General features: G+C 58.6%; 12 protein-coding genes and 1 pseudogene. 9 read left to right on the top strand and 4 right to left on the bottom strand.

Going from position 1 to position 16,764, the window contains the following annotated elements; all coding sequences use genetic code 11:
* Positions 1 to 3: 3 nt before the first annotated feature.
* The 8 genes and pseudogenes from DA792_RS09795 (at position 4) to DA792_RS09755 (ending at position 11,277) form a co-directional block, all read left to right on the top strand.
* Positions 4 to 288, top strand: coding sequence for a (2Fe-2S)-binding protein (locus tag DA792_RS09795; RefSeq protein WP_107719782.1), 285 nt, complete (start codon positions 4 to 6; stop codon positions 286 to 288).
* Complete coding sequence (locus DA792_RS09790; RefSeq protein WP_107719781.1) at positions 288 to 1,712, top strand: NAD(P)/FAD-dependent oxidoreductase; 1,425 nt, start codon at positions 288 to 290, stop codon at positions 1,710 to 1,712. Before DA792_RS09795 ends, DA792_RS09790 begins: the two co-directional genes overlap by 1 nt.
* Before the next feature lie 584 nt (positions 1,713 to 2,296).
* Entirely contained in the window at positions 2,297 to 3,475 is a 1,179-nt protein-coding gene (locus tag DA792_RS09785; RefSeq protein WP_159075228.1) for a metallophosphoesterase family protein, read from the top strand.
* Positions 3,472 to 6,878, top strand: a pseudogene (locus DA792_RS09775) (AAA family ATPase). Before DA792_RS09785 ends, DA792_RS09775 begins: the two are co-directional and overlap by 4 nt.
* A gap of 355 nt (positions 6,879 to 7,233) precedes the next feature.
* Positions 7,234 to 8,202, top strand: coding sequence for a substrate-binding domain-containing protein (locus DA792_RS09770; RefSeq protein ID WP_159075227.1), 969 nt, complete (start codon positions 7,234 to 7,236; stop codon positions 8,200 to 8,202).
* 77 nt (positions 8,203 to 8,279) lie between these two features.
* The gene (locus DA792_RS09765) at positions 8,280 to 9,776 is read left to right on the top strand and encodes a sugar ABC transporter ATP-binding protein (RefSeq protein WP_159075226.1); all 1,497 of its coding nucleotides are present in this window, start codon (positions 8,280 to 8,282) and stop codon (positions 9,774 to 9,776) included.
* Positions 9,769 to 10,749, top strand: a complete 981-nt coding sequence (locus tag DA792_RS09760) for an ABC transporter permease (RefSeq protein WP_159075225.1) — start codon at positions 9,769 to 9,771, stop codon at positions 10,747 to 10,749. The genes DA792_RS09765 and DA792_RS09760 overlap by 8 nt, the downstream gene beginning before the upstream one ends.
* Before the next feature lie 39 nt (positions 10,750 to 10,788).
* Entirely contained in the window at positions 10,789 to 11,277 is a 489-nt protein-coding gene (locus DA792_RS09755; RefSeq protein WP_107719774.1) for a VOC family protein, read from the top strand.
* Positions 11,278 to 11,352: 75 nt separating this feature from the next.
* Here the strand turns inward: DA792_RS09755 and DA792_RS09750 are convergent, their stop codons facing one another.
* The 4 genes from DA792_RS09750 to DA792_RS09735 all read right to left on the bottom strand — a co-directional run bounded on the left by DA792_RS09750 (position 11,353) and on the right by DA792_RS09735 (position 15,604).
* Positions 11,353 to 12,408, bottom strand: a complete 1,056-nt coding sequence (locus DA792_RS09750) for an ABC transporter ATP-binding protein (RefSeq protein ID WP_107719773.1) — start codon at positions 12,406 to 12,408, stop codon at positions 11,353 to 11,355.
* Between the two features lie 25 nt (positions 12,409 to 12,433).
* A complete protein-coding gene (locus DA792_RS09745) occupies positions 12,434 to 13,264 on the bottom strand; it encodes a carbohydrate ABC transporter permease (RefSeq protein WP_199908149.1) in 831 nt (276 codons plus the stop codon).
* Positions 13,261 to 14,181 carry a carbohydrate ABC transporter permease gene (locus DA792_RS09740; protein WP_107719772.1) on the bottom strand — a complete coding sequence of 307 codons (921 nt, stop codon included), beginning with the start codon at positions 14,179 to 14,181 and terminating at the stop codon, positions 13,261 to 13,263. The genes DA792_RS09745 and DA792_RS09740 overlap by 4 nt, the downstream gene beginning before the upstream one ends.
* Before the next feature lie 85 nt (positions 14,182 to 14,266).
* Positions 14,267 to 15,604, bottom strand: a complete 1,338-nt coding sequence (locus DA792_RS09735) for an ABC transporter substrate-binding protein (protein WP_107719771.1) — start codon at positions 15,602 to 15,604, stop codon at positions 14,267 to 14,269.
* Between the two features lie 114 nt (positions 15,605 to 15,718).
* Between DA792_RS09735 and DA792_RS09730 the strand changes: the two genes are divergently transcribed.
* The gene (locus tag DA792_RS09730; RefSeq protein WP_107719770.1) at positions 15,719 to 16,762 is read left to right on the top strand and encodes a 2-hydroxyacid dehydrogenase; all 1,044 of its coding nucleotides are present in this window, start codon (positions 15,719 to 15,721) and stop codon (positions 16,760 to 16,762) included.
* Positions 16,763 to 16,764: the final 2 nt, after the last annotated feature.

Below are 16,764 nucleotides of genomic sequence, written 5' to 3'. Positions count from 1 at the left end.
GGTATGTCCAAAGCACAGCGACTTGAGACAAAGCGCGGGCGTGAACTAAAGTTTACATTCGAAGGTGAAACCGTGACGGCCTTTGAGGGCGAGACGCTGGCAACGGCCCTGTTGGCCGCCGGTGTTGCCGCGTTCTCTCTGACGAGGACGGGCGAGCCGCGACTGCCGTTTTGCAACATGGGCACCTGTTTCGACTGTGCCGTTTGCGTCGATGGTCGGTTCCTCGTGCGCGCTTGCCTAACCGATGTGCGCGAGGGAATGCAGGTAAACCGGCAGGAGGGCAAGTGATGCACGACTTGGCGATAGTGGGCGCAGGTCCAGCCGGCATGGCTGCGGCTCTCGCGGTGGCGGAGGCCGGATTTTCTGTCGTGGTGGTGGATGAACAAGCGCGTGCCGGAGGTCAGATATTCCGCCGCCCTCCTGAGGCGTGGGGGGAGCGGCACGGCACCTACCGTCCGTACACTTGGGCGCGTGATCTGATTGAGCGTTTCGAAGATCATCCGGGGATCAAGACCCATTTCAGATCGACCGTCTTTGGTGTGTTGCGCGACCGAGACAGATCGGAGCATGCAGTTTTTGATGTTGCCGTCAGTACCCCTGTCGGCGGGCAAAGGATCACATCGCGGCGTCTGTTGTTGGCCACAGGGGCCTATGACATGCCGGTCGCGTTTCCCGGCTGGACACTGCCCGGTGTGATGACCGCAGGCGCGGTACAGTCGCTGTTGAAAAGCCAGAAGGTTTTGGCGGGAAAGCGGATCGTTCTCGTCGGGTCCCATCCGATCCAGCTCATTCTCGCCGGGCAGCTCCTTGATGCGGGGGCAGAGATCGTGGAAATCGCATTGGCGCGCGACATGCCCGGGTTGGTCGAGATGGTTCGGAGTCTGCCGGCGATTCCGGGCCATGTCTCCATCTTCTCCGAGGGATTGCGAGCTCTCGCGAAAATCGCGCGTCATCGCGTTCCCATCTCGCGCCGCACGGTGGTGAGCGAAGCGGTGAGCAAGGACAACATGTTGGACGTGCGCCTTTCTCAGGTCGATAGAGATTGGAAGAAAACGGGTATAAATCACACGGTCGAGGCCGATGTCTTGGTCCTCGGCTATGGTTTCACGCCTTCAACAGAACTTGCCCGACAAGTTGGCTGTGATCTCATCTGGAATTCGGTGGGGGGCGGCTGGACTGTTTCGCATGATACGGGCTTCCAAAGTTCCGCGCCTGACGTCTTCGTAGCGGGGGAGCCGACAGGCGTGGCCGGAGCCGAGCGGGCCTGGGCTGAGGGCCATATGGCGGGGCTGGCGATTGCGGCGTCGCTTGGTGCGACCATCCCCCCTGTTGCGCTTGCACAGGCCAGACGACGTCTCACCGGCTCCGCGCGCTTCGCGGGCGTGATGCAAGCGATGTTCGCGCCGCGCCGCGCTGCGTTGGCCGAATTGTCTCGACAGGAGGAGACTGTGATCTGCCGGTGCGAGACCATCCGCAACGGGAAAATCGAAAAAACACTGCAAAACAACCCTTTCATTCAATCGGCAAGCGCCGTGAAACTGGAATGCCGCAGCGGCATGGGGCCCTGTCAGGGGCGCTATTGCGAGGCAACGGTTGCTGCGCGTGTTGCCGAGGTGCGAAAGGCGTCGATCGAGGCTTCGGGGTATTTCAATGCCCATTTGCCGGTGAAGCCCGTTCCACTTCAGGATTATCGCGATATTGGAGGCGAGTAAACGCGGGCATTCGGCAAACTTCGACACTACCTGCGAGGTAGGAGAGGACGGGCCTGATGACGCCGGGCCGCTCAAGCTGAAACTGCAGACTGGTGGATGTTTTTGGGCGATGCCAATGACCTGAGAGGCTTGGGCCTTTGACGGTCTAACGTCAGACAACGGGTGCATCAGTCCGCGCACATGTATTTTGGGTGGGACCCTTATCGGCTCAAAGCGCATGCACTTTATACGACATAGATTGATTTTCTCTCGACAAATTTTTATGGACTCCACGATGGTTTCATTGCCGGTTTTTCTGGTGTGATCTTTCTTTAAGATTCAAAAATAACACTTTGAAAAATAATGGTTTAATAATATTTTTGATTGATTTTTCGTAAGGCATTTCGAATTTCTGCAATAGGGCATATGGTTGAGGATAAATTGATCTCAATCTCAATGTGTTGCAAAGAGTTTTTGAAGGGCCGAACGATGGGGTCAATCATGGCGGTCATTTCAACATGGTCGGAGAGGACGAAGTCGGTGTCGAACAACACGGACGACGTCGGAGAACGTGTTCAGGCCGTGCAGGTAAGGGATCACATATAATGCGCCTTCTCGTTTCAGCTGATATTCACCTTGGGTCACCGATCCGATCCGTGGCGCTGCGCAACCCTGACCTTGGAGATCGGTTGAAACAGGCCAGTCGCGACAGCTTTGCCGAGATCGTCGATCTGGCGATATTGGAACAGGTGGAGGCCTTGGTTCTGGCGGGCGACATTTTTGACAATGGCTACCCGGACCTGAAAACCCGCGCCTTTCTGATCACCCAGCTTGCGCGCGCCGCGGAGGCGGGCGTGCCGACGGTGCTGATCCGGGGCAATCATGATGCGCTGCTTGATTACCGGGCGCAGGGGGATTTGGGGCCGGACATCCATCTTTTGCACAAGGCCGCTCCGACGGTTGAAATCGACGGCATCGCATTCCACGGGCTCTCCTTCGATGCGGCCCATGTGGCCAAGAGTTTCCTGCCGGAGTATCCCCGTCCGGTGCCGGGTAAGCGCAATGTGGGGTTGATGCACAGCTCGCTGGACGGCGCGCCGGGGCATGATCCCTATGCGCCCTGCGCCGAACGGGATTTGATGGCGCATGGGTTTGATCTTTGGTGCCTTGGGCATATTCATGCGCCGTTTGAGCGGCGTGATGGTCCGGTTTTGGCGGTCATGCCGGGCATTCCGCAGCCGCGCCACTTTGGCGAACGTAGCGGCGGCACCGTGACCCTTGTGACTTTGGGCGAGGGGGTGCCGGAGTTTGAGCGCCGCGCCATTGGCCATCTTGGATTTTGCGACTGCGCGCTGGATCTGAGTGCTTGTTCTGATCAACAAGAGGTCTTGCGTCGCCTGCGCGAGGCATTGATGTCCGTGCAACAGCCGGGGCGCGATAGGGCGGTGCGTTTGCGCGTCACCTCAGATCGGTATGACACGACCTTGGTGACCGAACTGGCGCAAGAGATATTGGAGGGCATCGACGGCGTATTCCTCGACAAGGTCAAATCCACGCCGCCGCCGCTCAACCCCGGCGCTGTGGCTGACGATCTGGTCCGCCTCATGCAGGACGAATTGCGCGAAGACGGCTTTCGACAGGCGGCGCTGCAACAGCTCGAAGACCTGAGGCTCGCTTTGCCGTCCGACATAATGGATGCGTTGGACGAGGGGGAACTCGACGCGCTTTTGGCAGATGCGATTGCCGAAGTCTCGCTGAGTTTGCATGCGGGGGGGCTCAAATGAGGCTGAACCGCTTAGATCTGATCCGTTACGGCCGTTTCAAGGACGCAAATCTCACCTTTCCAAAGCCCGCCGATGGCGCCCCCGATGTGACCGTGATCTTTGGTCCGAACGAGGCGGGCAAGTCCACGACTTTCAACGGTTTTTTGGAATTGCTCTTTGGGTTCAAAAGCGGTGCACATCCCTATGCCTTTCGGTTTGAGCGAAGTGATCTTTTGGTGGGGCAGAGCTTGAGCTGCCCGGACACGGGCCGATGGTTGTGCGCCGCAACAGCAAGCGGACGCAATCGTTGTTGGACGCGCAGGATCGCCCGATAAACGAGGCGATCCTATCGAGTGCGTTGCACGGTCTGACCCGAGACACCTATGAGGAACGGTTTTCGCTCAACGAAAAGGGGTTGCGCGAAGGTGGTGAGCGGATTGCAGGGGCACAGGGCGACCTTGGCCAACTTCTGCACGCGGGGCTTTCCGGGCTGACGGGCATGGCGCAGACGCTGGACGCTCTGGCGGAGCGGGCCGATGCATTTCACAAGAAACGCGGTCGGGCGACCGTGTTGAAAACAGGCAGCGATCGTTTGAAAGAGATCGGGCGCGCTTTGCGTGCGGATCGCCTGACGATCGAACGCGAGCGCGGTCTGAGCCATGATTGCGACCGGGCGGGTGCCGCGTTTGAGCAAGCCGACGCGGCGCTCCGGCAGACCCATCAAAGACAAGCCGCCTCAAACGCCGCTGAGCTTTGGTGTGATCGCACCGCGGTGATCGGGCCGTTGACCGAGGCTTTGGGCGCGTTCCCCGATGGTCCCGATCTTCCGCCCGGCACGGCGGAACATGTGGCGGGCCTTGTCGAAAAAATCGCCGCTCAAACGGCCCGGATCGCGGAGGCGGTAGAGCAGATCGCCAAACAAGATCAAATCATCACAGACAACCCGCTCGACACGCTGGCCCAGCCCTTGGCGGCAGAATTGCAGCGGCTTGATCAGTTGACCATCGACGGTGCGCCGCTGATGGATCGGGCCAGCACGGCACGGGCCGACCTTGTCCGGCGCCTCGAGGATCGGAAGAAAATACAGGGTCAAATCGACGATGTTTTGAGGCATTTACAGGTGCCTGATGCGCGCGCCTCGACCGTGGCCTTGGAGGCCAGCGCGCTGGAGGATCTCACGCGTGCCGTGCAAGACAGCGTGAGCGCCTGTCTCTGCGCGGATGCGGCGCAAGAGGCCGTTGCCGCCGCGCGCGCGCAACAGGGGGAGGCCCCCGCCGAACCGCAAGACCTGACGGCGCTGCGCGACGCTTTTGATCTTTGGAAGGCAGTGGCGGATGGGTCGGCGTTGGAGGCAGAGCAAGCCCAAGCGATGGCCCGTCTGACCAAGGCCACGGCGGATCTGTCGGGGTCTTGGCGGGACTTGATCGAGGCAGGCCTTCCGCCGCGTGAAGCTTTGGACGAGGTCGCCCGAGAGTGGGCGGAGCTAAAGGCCGATCTTGCGTCATCGCGCAAGGATCTTGAGGTGCGCGCGGCAGAGCTGGCCGAAGCGCGGGCCGAGCTTGCCGCGCAGGAGGCCGCCCCGGACGCGGTTGACATCGCGATGACTGAACAGACCCGGCGGTTGCGCGACAGCGTTTGGCAGCAACATCGGACTGATCTGAGCCCTGAGACCGCGGATCAATTCGAGGCGGCGATGTACGCGGATGATGGCACCCGTGCGCATTACCTGACCGGCGCTGAGGCGCGGCAAAGACGAGGGGCGGCGCAAACTCAGGTGCGGATTGCTGAGACACGATATGACAGGGCGCAAACGCGACTTGATGAGGTGAGTGCGCAACATGAGCGCCTGTCGGAGCGCTGTTCAAAATCGGCGATGGCCCTGGGATTGGATGCAGACGCGCCCCCTTCGGCCTTTGTTGCGCGCCATCAGGCCTTGATCGTAGCGGCCGGTGCGGTCGCTGAACTTATCAATGCCAACAACGCGTTGCAGACCTTTTTGACCCATCAGAAGGCGGCCCGTGAGGCTTTGGTCGAGGCGGCCCGGCCCGTTGGGCTTGATCCGGCACGGGGCGATCTTCCGGCTCAGGTGCACCGTGTATTGACCTTGGAGGACAGTGATCGCAGGGCTTGGGTCAAATGGCAGGAGGGCGAGGATGCCCTTGCAGAACTGGTCATGAAATCTGAGCAGGGCCATAGGCTGAGCGAAGAGGCTCAGGGAGAGCTCGCCCGTTTGACTGCGGCTTTGCTGCTGCCGGATCGTTCGCTTGAAGGGCTGCGCGCCGCCTTGCCGCATCTGCGCCGCGTGCAGCAGCTTTATGGTGAGCATCAAAAGCTCTCTGTTCGGATCGAGGCTTTGCAACAGGCGATTGATGCCCTGACTGAGGGTGCGAAGCGTTTGGCGCGCAGTATGGATGATCTGACGGATGAGGCGGATGTCGATCCGGTTCACGTCATCGACCGCGCCCGTGCGCGCGTGATGCGGGCCGCGCGAGCGGATGAAAAACGCGCCGAGGCTTTGGAGCGACGGGACGCAGCGGACAAATCTAAGCGCGATGCCGAGGCCGGGCTGCGGACTGCAAACGGCGATCTCGACACCTGTTTCGAAGGGCAGGCGGGCCAAGGCCTTGGGCCGCGCGACCGGATCACCAAGCTGGTTGAACGGGATCGTCTGCGCGCCGAAAAGGCAACGGCGGAGCGTGATCGGCAAACGGCGCGGGCGGGCGTTGCCCCCGATTTCTTTGCCGAAGAACTGGCCCGGATGCCGGACGCCACACGCGCGGGCGAGTTGGAACAGGCGTTGAAAGATGCGCAGGAGACCCGCGATGCGGCTCGTGACGGGCAACGCGAGGCGGAGCGGCTGTATCGCGAGGCCTTTGCGGCCACTGACCACAGCGATCTTGCCACCGAACAGGCGACACTGATGGAGGAGCTTCGCACCGGGGCACGGCAGGCGGCGGTGGCGCGGCTCGGGGTGCTTGCGGCACGCGGGGCGCTGCGCCGTCTGGCGGCAGAGCGGCGCAGCGGTATGTTGCGCGATGTCGAAACGGCTTTTGTGAGCATGACCACCCCCGCTTGGACAGGCGTTGACGTGTGGAGCCAGGCCGAGGGTGAAAAGCTTGTTGGTCTGAAACCGGACGGCAGCACGGTGCCTGTGGACCAGATGTCAACGGGCACGATGGGGCAGTTGTATTTTGCTCTGCGTCTCGCGGGATATCGCAGCTTTGCCCGCGAGCCGGGTCCACTGCCGATGATCCTGGATGACATCATGGAAACCTTTGATGACACACGCGCACGGGCGGCCTTGCAACTTTGCGCCGAGATCGGGGCGAACGGGCAGGCCATCCTCTTTACCCATCACGCCCATTTGGTCGAATTGGCACGCGCGTGCATCAAAGGGGTGACTGTGGTCAACATGCCGCGCTGAATGGCAGAGAGGATAAATCCTCTCAGGCGCATAACGTGTTGTTGCCCGGCACGCCCTCTCTGACGCTCACCTCTTTGGGCGCGGACGATCGACCCGATATCGACCCGATGGGGCGGGAACCTGCGCGCAGCTTTACCCTCAAATGAGTTCCCGCTTTCTGCGGGTGGCGCCGCTGTCTCATCGCGGTGAAGAATGGTGCTTGACAGGTGGGGTAATATAAATAACATTTGTGAAATAAATAACGAACCCAAGGTCGACTATGAAAGTTGGACGGGTGTGTCGGCGGCTTTTCTGGAGGAGAAAGGCTGAAACGGAAGAACGCGGAAGCAAGCGTGTTCACAAATGGGAGGAAACTATGAACAAATTTACCCGAGGCCTTTTGGCCGCTGCATGTGCTGTTGCCTTAGGGGCGACAAGTGTGTCAGCGCAGGAGGCGCGCCCGGAGATCAAGGACGAATACCGTTTTGTCATGATCCCGATTTTGGCACAGGCTTGGTTCGATATTGTGCATGATGCGGCCGCGGATTCCGCAGAGCAGTTGAGCGCGCAGCTTGGGACAAAGATCACCATCGACTATCAGGCCCCGGCACAGGCCGATCTGGTTGAGCAAAACACGCTTTTGGAACGTGCGATTGCGACAAAACCCGACGGTATCGCGATTGATGCCATCGACGTTAACGCCAGCATGCCGATCCTCAATGAGGCACGGGATCGCGGCATTCCGGTGGTGCTTTTCGTCTCCACCGCACCGCAGGGGTCGCAATTCACCTATATCTCCAATGATTTCTACGATCAGGGCCGGATTTTGGGGGAAGAGCTTCTGAAGCGGATCGACAACAAGGGTAAGATCGCGATCCTGCACGGCGTGCCGACCAATTCCGCCCATGCCGACCGCTATGACGCGCTCAAGGACCTGTTCGCACAATACCCGGATGTCGAGATCGTTGATGAAGGCTTCGACTATGATGATGTGCAAAAGGCCCAAACCGAAGCCGCGCGGATGCTGTCCGCCAATGGCGATCTGGATGCCATTGCCGTTGTGGATGCTGCGGGCCCGGTGGGCGTTGGCTTGGCGCTGCGCGAAGCTGGGCGGGTCGGTGACGTGCAGTTCGTCGGGATCGACGATGTGCCACAGCTTCAGGAACTGATGCGTGATGGTGTGCTTGATCTGTCGATTGCAACGCGGCCACGGATGATCGGTGAATGGTCCACCATTGCCCTGATGCTTCAGAACATGGGTGTGGAAACGCCGTCCTGGATCGACACGGGCATCGGCTACATGACCCCGGACATGGTCGCAGACGGAAACATCGACGGCTTTTAGAGCGCTTCCCTGAGACACGAACGCAAACCGGGGCATGCGATTGGGTGCCCCGGCCATCAGTCACAAGGAGGACCGACATGAGTCTTTTAGAAGCCCGCGGGATCACCAAGCGCTTTCCCGGAGTTGTTGCTTTGGACGCGGTGGACCTTCGGTTCGAGCGCGGAGAGGTCCATTGCATCGTTGGCGAAAACGGGGCGGGGAAAAGCACGCTGGTCAAAGTTTTGACCGGGATTTACCGACCTGATGAGGGCGATCTGCATTTTGAGGGCGAGACCCCGCCCGCCATTGGATATGTGCCGCAGGAGCTGAACCTGTTTGAGCATATGACCGTTGCGGAGAACATGTTCTTGCCGTTGAAAAACGGTACGATTTACCGGCGCAAAGCCCTTGATGCGGCGGCTCAGCCTTTTCTCGACGATCTGAAAATGACCTGCGCGCCGGGGGATATGGTGCGCGACATCTCGGTTGCGGAAAAACAGCTTTTGCAAATTGCGCGCGCGTTGGCCAGCCGACGGTCTGATATTTTGATCCTTGATGAACCCACCGCGTCTCTGACCGCGACGGAAATCGAACGGCTCTTCGCAATCGTTGAGGATTTGCAGGCGCGCGGCACAGCCATTGTTTTTATCACCCATCGACTGGACGAGGTGATGCGCCTGCATTCCGTCGTGTCGGTGTTGCGCAATGGATGTGTGGTCGGGAATTCGGATGGCGAAGACGTCTCTGAGGCTTGGATTGTCAGCAAAATGACCGGCAAGGACATGGATCTGAGCACGCTGTATCGTCCGCGCACCGCGCGTGGGACGCGGCTGTTTCGGGTCGAGGGACTTTGTGGTCCCGAGTTCACGGATATTTCCTTTGATCTGCATGCTGGCGAAATCCTCGGATTTGCCGGGCTCGTCGGGGCTGGGCGCTCAGAGGTGTTGCAAACCCTATTTGGAATGCGCAAGCCCTCGGCGGGGCAGGCCTGGTTCGATGACGAACCTTGGGTCTTTGGGACGCCCGGACGGGCGATTGCCAAAGGTGTGATGTACCTGTCTGAAGAACGCAAAGCCCATGGAATTTTCCCACATATGTCGGTGCGCCAGAATGTGGGCGCGGGGCTGTTGCGCGATGTTGCTCGGCTCGGCGTCGTGTCCAACGCGCGCGAGGCTGCGGCCACGTCGCAGATCATTGAGGATTACCGGGTCAAGACCGCCTCATCTGAGACAAAAATCATGAACCTGAGCGGAGGCAACCAACAAAAGGTGCTGATCGGTCGCGGGTTGATGGCGAACCCAAGGGTGATGATTTTCGACGAACCAACACGCGGCATCGACGTCAATGCCAAGGACGAAATTTACCGTCTTATGCAACGCGTGGCCGAGGACCAACAGATCGCCGTGGTCCTGATCTCATCGGAAATCGAAGAACTTCTGAAATGCAGCAACCGTGTGCTGAGCCTCTATGACGGCCGGATCAACGCGGAAATTGCAGCCGAGGATTTGAGCGAGGAGCGCTTGTTGTCCTCGATTATCAATACGGGCGACGCCATTCATGCGCCTGCCACAACCAAGGAGAAAGCTCATGTCTGACGGGCTCGTAAACATGAAACAGAGGCGCGGTCTGAATCTCCAAGGGGGCGGACAGATCGTGGGCGTTCTGATCGCATTCGTGGTGATCTGTGTGGTCGCGGCCATTGTCGCGCCGGAGTTTTTATCCAGCTACAACATGACGATCATTTCCCGCGATCTCGCCTTTATCGGGATTGTGGCCATTGCGCAGGGGATGTTGCTTTTGCTCGGGGATATTGATGTGTCCATCGGTGCGATTGCCGGCCTTTCCGGGATCGTCTGCACAAAGTTGCTGGTGGACGCACAGCTTGATCCCTCTCTGGCCATCGCGGCGGGACTGGCTGTCGGGGCCATTGCGGGGGCGGTGAATGGCACGATCATCACCATGTTCAACCTCAACTCACTCGTGGTGACCATCGGTATGCTCAGCGTCTATTCCGGGCTGAACCTCTGGATCACCAAGGGCCGCACCATTGTCGGATTGCCAAAAGAGGTGACCGTGCTGGGCGGCGGGTCGTTGATGGGCATTCCTGTGCCCGTTTACATTATGATCGGCGCGTTTGCCGTCATTTTATTTCTGACCACAAAAACAGTCTATGGCCGACGTCTGTATGCGGTTGGCAATAGCCGCGAAGCCGCCAAAATCATTGGCATTCACGAGCAACGCGTGCGCATCACCGCCTATGCTGTGGCGGGGTCTTTGGCGGGGCTGGCCGGGATGCTGTTGTGCTTCCGTCTGGTGTCGGCACAGGCGTCGATGGGCCAGTCGTGGCTTTTACCGTCGATTGCCGCGCCGGTGATCGGTGGGATCGCCACCACGGGCGGCATTGGCACGATCTGGGGTGCGCTTTTGGGGGCGGCGATCATTGCGGTCCTTGGCAATGTGATCGTTCTGGGGGATGTCGATGTCTACCTGCAACAGGTGGTCACGGGCGCGATCGTTGTGATCGCCGTGGCTCTGGATGCCATCACCCGCAAAATGGGTCGGGGATAATCCCCCACCCGCATATTCATTCCAAAGGAGGAGATAGGAATGTCCGATGAAACCAAAATCACTCAGATCGGTGTCGTCGTGCGCGATCTGGATGCGACGATGAAAATGTATCACCAGCTTCTGGGCTGGGGGCCGTGGAACGTCTACGAACACACCGCGCCGGTGCTGCATGACACGCATCTGCATGGCAAGCCCGCGACCTATTCGATGCTCTGTGCCGAAGTGATGGTCGGGGACATGTGTTACGAGCTGATCCAACCGCTTGAAGGCGACTCGATCTACAAAGAGTGGCTTGAGGAGCATGGCGAAGGCCTGCACCATGTCGCCGTGATGAAGCGCGGACAGGGTGCTGCGGATCAGTTCAAAAAGGACATGGATGCGGCTGGGGCCAAGATGCTGATGGGGGGACGTATTGGGGAGACCATCGAGTTTTATTACCTCGACAGCGAACCACAGCTGAAGGTGATCCTCGAATCCGGCACAGGCCATGCGATTGACCTGAAACCCGTGCGCACCTATCCAGAATAAAAGGTCAGATCCCAAAAATGAAAACGCCCCCGCTGTAATGGCAGGGGCGTTTTTATGTGGTTGAGGTGCGGCCCCTCAGATGCGGCCCCTCAGGCTTTGCCCCGTTGGGTCAAAGACCATGATGTTCTCAGGTCGGACGCCAAGCGACAGGGTTGCGGGCTGTGACAGATCACTGCCTTGGCGGATCACCTCAATCTCATGACCTGACAGGCGGGCAAAGTAGCTTGTTGATGTGCCGACAACCTGTTGGTTTTCCACCTTGAGCGTGAGGGCATTGGTGTCCGAGCTGTGGTCCAGGAAATGCTCGGGACGTATGCCAAGCGTGACAGGCCCCTGCGCCGATGTGGCGCTGGTCAGTTCCGTCCCATCTGACAGTCTTAAAGTGTGCCCGTCGGCATGTGCGTCCACAAAACTCATCTGCGGTGATCCGATGAAACCCGCAACGAAACGGTTTTTGGGGCGCGCGTAAAGCTCCGCAGGCGAGCCGACCTGTTCGATCCGCCCGTCTTTCATCACGACGATGCGGTCCCCCATGGTCATCGCCTCGACCTGATCATGGGTCACATAAATCGACGTCACGCCGATGCGCTGTTGCAGCGCGCGAATTTCTTTGCGCATTTGCACGCGCAACTGTGCGTCAAGGTTGGACAGCGGCTCATCGAACAGAAAAGCGTTGGAATGTTTGACCATGGCGCGCCCCATCGCAACCCGCTGACGCTGCCCGCCTGAAAGCGCTCTGGGGCGGCGATCCAGATAGGGCGTGATCCCAAGGATCTCTGCCGCCCATGTCACGCGCTCTTCGATCTCAGCGGGGCGCATTTTACGCACCTTGAGGCCGAATGCGAGGTTTTGAGCGACGGTGAGATGCGGGTAGAGCGCATAGTTTTGAAACACCATCGACAGGTCGCGTTCCTGTGGCGGCAGGTGCCCAACAGGTCTGCCGTCAAACAAAATATCGCCGGACGAAATCGGGTTCAGACCCGCCACACAGCGCAGTAAGGTTGATTTGCCACAGCCGGATGGGCCAACGAGGACAATGAATTCCCCATCTTCGATGACGAGATCGAGACCGTGCAGAGCTTTCACTTTGCCATAGTGTTTTTCGAGCTTTTGGATGTTGATAGAGACCATAGGTCGTCCTCCCGTGGAAATCGGCTTATTTGATGCTGCCCTGTGTCAGGCCACCGACGAGATATTTCTGAAAAAAGAAGGCAATGAGATAGATCGGCATCATTCCGACAAAGGATGCTGCCGCCATTTGCCCGAAATTCACCAAACGCTCGCCCTGAAACAGTGACATGCCCACGGTGATGGTGCGGCTGGTGTCACTAAACGTCAGGGCTGATGCGAACAGGAATTCATTGTAGGAGAGGATGATGCAGATCAGCGCCGTGGCAAGGATGCCCGGAAAGATCAAGGGCAGGATGACACTGAACAAAGTGTGCCAATAGCCCGCGCCATCAATCCATGCCGCCTCGTCAATTTCAGCGGGCACATCGTTGACAAAACTTTTCAGTAGCCAAAAGGCCACAGGCAAGTTCATCAGCCCATGCACCAGCGCGAGGCCGGGAATGCTGTCCATCAAATGCGCGGTTTGCAAAAGATAAAACAGCGGGACAAGGGCGATGATCGGGGGCGCGGCATAGGAGGCCAGAGTGATGTTCGGCACCGTCCGGTGAAACGCCCCAAGTTTGATGGTCGCATAGGTTGCAGGCACCGCAATGACGAGGGTGATGATCCCGCTCAGGAGCGCCACAGCCACCGAATTGCCAATCATCCGCGCAACCGGAATATGTGCAAACGCATTCGGATAGTTCTTAAGCGTCGCGGCATCCGGCAAAAGCCGTCCTTGCAGCACATCGTCTGGTGTCTTGAACGAGGTCGAAAAGAGATAGACGATGGGCAGGGCGAAGAAAATCAGCATCGCGGCGAGAAAGGCCATTCGGATCAGCCGATCCGTGTTGGTGTCATGGATCAGGGTGCTCATCTACGTTTCTCCAAGTGGTTGAGCAGCAAAACGATCGGCAAGGTGACGACAGAGACGGTGAGGGCGAACAACAGAGTCTGTGCCGAGGCAAGGCCGACATCGAATTCACGCAGGGCGGTTTTCCAGATCTCGAACGTGGCAATATTCGTCGCATTGCCCGGCCCGCCAAATGTCAGGGTATAGACCAGATCAAAGGTCTTGAGCGCCATGATCACGCGCAGCAGGTAGACCGACAACAGGGCAGGGGCAATCATCGGCAGGGTGACGGTCCAGAAAATCCGCTTTGGATAGGCGCCATCCAAAGCCGCGGCCTCTTCGACGTCATGCGGGACGCCCTGTAGGATGGCAAAACAGAGGATGACGATCAACGGCGTCCATTGCCATGTGTCCGCCGCCATGATCGCCGGAAAGGCCAACATGTCATTGCCGAAAAATGAAACCGGCGCGTCAATCACGCCCCAGCGCAACAAAACGCCATTGAGCCAGCCCCCCGACGGGTTCAGAATCAGTTTCCAGGCGACGCCCACCATGACCGGCGGTGTCATCAGCGGCAAAAGAACAATGGTCCGCAACAGACGCCCGCCGCGCATGATCTTATTCAAAACGACAGCGAGATACAGGCCAAGTGCGAGCTGGATAAGGGGCACGATCAAGGCAAATAAAATGGCATTGCCAACCGATCCGGGGAAGTCCGTGCCCGTCAAAGCCCAGTCGAAGTTGTCAAAGCCAACAAATCCCTGAAACTGCTGTCCGAGGTCAGAGCGCGAAAAAGCCAGAAGCACCAGATAGACCAAAGGGTATCCGGCAAAGATCGCAAGTCCAAGCATCAAGGGCAGGGTCATGCCCCATTCTGCGCGCTTGCGCAGGTTCACGCCCCGATCCGATCTGGTCGCTGATGTCGTTGGGAAAACCGCCATGGTGTCTCCTCATTCTTTTCTAAAAAGGGAAAACAACTGGGGCGCAGAGAATGGACAGTGTGCCATCTGCGCCCCAGCCACGGGGTTAGCGCAGCAACCGTTCCCAACTCCGCTGTGCCAGATCCATGGTGTCTTTTGGCGTGCTTTCGCCTGTGATCATGATGGCAAGCTGTTCCGACAAGCTTTCCAACATCCGCGGGGCTTGTGGTCCGGTCGGCCAAGCCATGGCACCGTTAAGCGATGCACTCGCGGCACGCTGACTGCGGGCGTTGAAGGCTTTATAGGCGTCACTGGTGAGGGCCGAGAGGCGCGTTGGGTCAATGCCGGAGCCCGTGGTGGTCAGCAGTTCAAGGTGCATCTTGGCGGATGACGCCAGTTTGATGAACTCCCATGCGAGATCCTTGTTGTCGCCATAGGCCGAGATGCCAAGCGCCCACCCGGCATTCAGCGGTGCGCGGCTTTCGGTGTTGCTGCCGCCGACCGGCAATTGAACCACATCCCATTTGCCCGCGATCTTGGAATTTGCGTTGTCCTCAGAGTAGGCCCCAAGATCAATCCAGCCTTCGGTCATCGCCGCGCGGCCGCCGACAAACGCTGTCAGAGCTTGGTCAAAACCGGTTTCTGCCGGTGTTGGTAGCGCCGAAGGCACCGTATCGACAAGGTTCTGCGCCGCCAAAAGGGCCGCTTCACTGTTTAGGGCCGGGCGACCCTGCGCATCAAGGAACTCACCGCCATAGTTTGCCAATCGGTTGGCAAATACGGAAATGTTTTGCAGTGGCGCGCGAATGCCCATCAATGCAATGCCGTAAATGCCATTGGCACGTTCAGCTTGTGTGATGGCCTCTGAGGCGGCAATCACCTCGTCCCATGTTTTGGGCGCGCTCAAGCCATGTCGGGCAAAGATCTCGGTGTTATAAAACAGCGCGTGCGTGTCCCCGTCGAACGGCAGCGCATAGCGGCGGCCATTGTAGAGGCTGTAGGGATCATAAACGGTTGCTATGAAGTCCTCGGGCTGAATCTCGTCTTTGTCCGCTTCAATCCGATCTGTGATGTCTTCAAGGACCCCGGTTTCGACAAGGGAACCTTTGGAGATGTACCAGTAATCGAACGCATCGAAACGCTTTGCGCCAGATTGCAAATCGAGGGTCAGTTGTTGCTGAATCTGATCAAGCGGGACTGGAACAATCTCCACCTTTACGCCGGTTTCTTTTTCAAACGCCTCTGCGACGATTCTGGCTCCGCCAACCTGAGGCTGTGACATCATCACGGTGATGGTTTTTCCGGCTTGCGCATAGGCGCGGGCCGAAAGAACGCCACTTCCCAAAGCTGCGCCAACCGCCACAGCCATGCCGCCGCTCAAGACCGTGCGGCGCGACAGGGGCGTGGGGCTGGTGAAATATTTTTTCTGGATCGTGTCTTTCATATTTTCCTCCCTTTTGTGCTTGGTTCCGTCTCCTCCCAGAACCAAAGCGGCATAAATAAGCTTGACATGAAATTAATATCAGTCAAGTTATTTATAACGATCAGGGAGAAAGACATGGAAAAACTCAAAATTGCGGCTGTGGGTGATCAGTTCATCACCTCGGCCGTTTTCGAAGCGGCAGCACGCAGCGCTCTGGGGCAGGGGGTCGAGGTTGTGACGCATGATCTGGCCTGGCCAGAAGTCCCGTTTTTTGCGCATGACGGACCGGCGGGCACGGAAATCAAAGAATACAGCGGCCGCCCCTCTGACCTCGAAACGGTGCTGGCCGATGCCGACGCACTGCTGACCCATCTCGCGCCAGTGACGGCGGAGCTCCTGAGCAAGGCTCCGCGCCTGAAATTCGTTGGCGTGTCGCGTGGTGGTCCGACCAACGTCAACATGGATGCGGCGCGCGCGCATCATGTGACCGTTTGCAATGTGCCGGGGCGAAACGCGTCGGCTGTGGCCGAATTCACCATCGGGGCCATACTCGCCAATGTGCGGCGTATCACCATCGGTCATGCTGGCTTGTCGCAGGGCATCTGGCGCGGTGATTTGTACCGCTATGACCGGACCGGGGACGAACTGTCGGACCTGACGGTCGGGCTTTTGGGCTATAGCCATATCGGCCAGCGTGTCGTGCGCCTGCTCAAACCTTTCGGATGCCGGATTTTGATCTGTGATCCTTATGCAAAGCTGACAGTGCAGGATGCCATTGATGGGGTCGAACAAGTCGATCTTGATGAGATGATTGCACGCGCGGATATTCTGAGCCTTCATGCACGGGTGACACCGGAAACCATGGGGATTATGTCCGCAGAGCGGATCGCGAAGATGAAAAAAGGTGCCGTGCTTGTGAACTCCGCACGGGGCGAGCTTGTTGATCAATCTGCGCTGTGCGAGGCGCTGGTGAGCGGTCATCTTGGTGGTGCGGCCCTTGACACGTTTGAAACGGAACCGCCCCAAAAAAATGATGAGTTGTTGCGCTTGCCCAATGTCACCCTGACCCCGCATATTGCCGGTGCGTCGCGTCGCGTCGCGACGTTTGCCGCAGAGCAGATCGCAGAGGATCTGGCACGCTTTCTGAACGGGGAAAAACTCAAAAACCCTTGTAACTAAAG

This window comes from Celeribacter baekdonensis, from assembly GCF_003047105.1.
GTDB classification, from domain to species: Bacteria; Pseudomonadota; Alphaproteobacteria; order Rhodobacterales; family Rhodobacteraceae; genus Celeribacter; species Celeribacter baekdonensis_B.
This window is presented reverse-complemented; position numbering and strand designations above follow the sequence as displayed.

Coding starts and splice junctions, on each gene's coding strand:
- DA792_RS09795 (WP_107719782.1), top strand. CDS start 4: ATGTCCAAAGCACAGCGACTTGAGACAAAGCGCGGGCGTGAACTAAAG.
- DA792_RS09790 (WP_107719781.1), top strand. CDS start 288: ATGCACGACTTGGCGATAGTGGGCGCAGGTCCAGCCGGCATGGCTGCG.
- DA792_RS09785 (WP_159075228.1), top strand. CDS start 2,297: ATGCGCCTTCTCGTTTCAGCTGATATTCACCTTGGGTCACCGATCCGA.
- DA792_RS09770 (WP_159075227.1), top strand. CDS start 7,234: ATGAACAAATTTACCCGAGGCCTTTTGGCCGCTGCATGTGCTGTTGCC.
- DA792_RS09765 (WP_159075226.1), top strand. CDS start 8,280: ATGAGTCTTTTAGAAGCCCGCGGGATCACCAAGCGCTTTCCCGGAGTT.
- DA792_RS09760 (WP_159075225.1), top strand. CDS start 9,769: ATGTCTGACGGGCTCGTAAACATGAAACAGAGGCGCGGTCTGAATCTC.
- DA792_RS09755 (WP_107719774.1), top strand. CDS start 10,789: ATGTCCGATGAAACCAAAATCACTCAGATCGGTGTCGTCGTGCGCGAT.
- DA792_RS09750 (WP_107719773.1), bottom strand. CDS start 12,408: ATGGTCTCTATCAACATCCAAAAGCTCGAAAAACACTATGGCAAAGTG.
- DA792_RS09745 (WP_199908149.1), bottom strand. CDS start 13,264: ATGAGCACCCTGATCCATGACACCAACACGGATCGGCTGATCCGAATG.
- DA792_RS09740 (WP_107719772.1), bottom strand. CDS start 14,181: ATGGCGGTTTTCCCAACGACATCAGCGACCAGATCGGATCGGGGCGTG.
- DA792_RS09735 (WP_107719771.1), bottom strand. CDS start 15,604: ATGAAAGACACGATCCAGAAAAAATATTTCACCAGCCCCACGCCCCTG.
- DA792_RS09730 (WP_107719770.1), top strand. CDS start 15,719: ATGGAAAAACTCAAAATTGCGGCTGTGGGTGATCAGTTCATCACCTCG.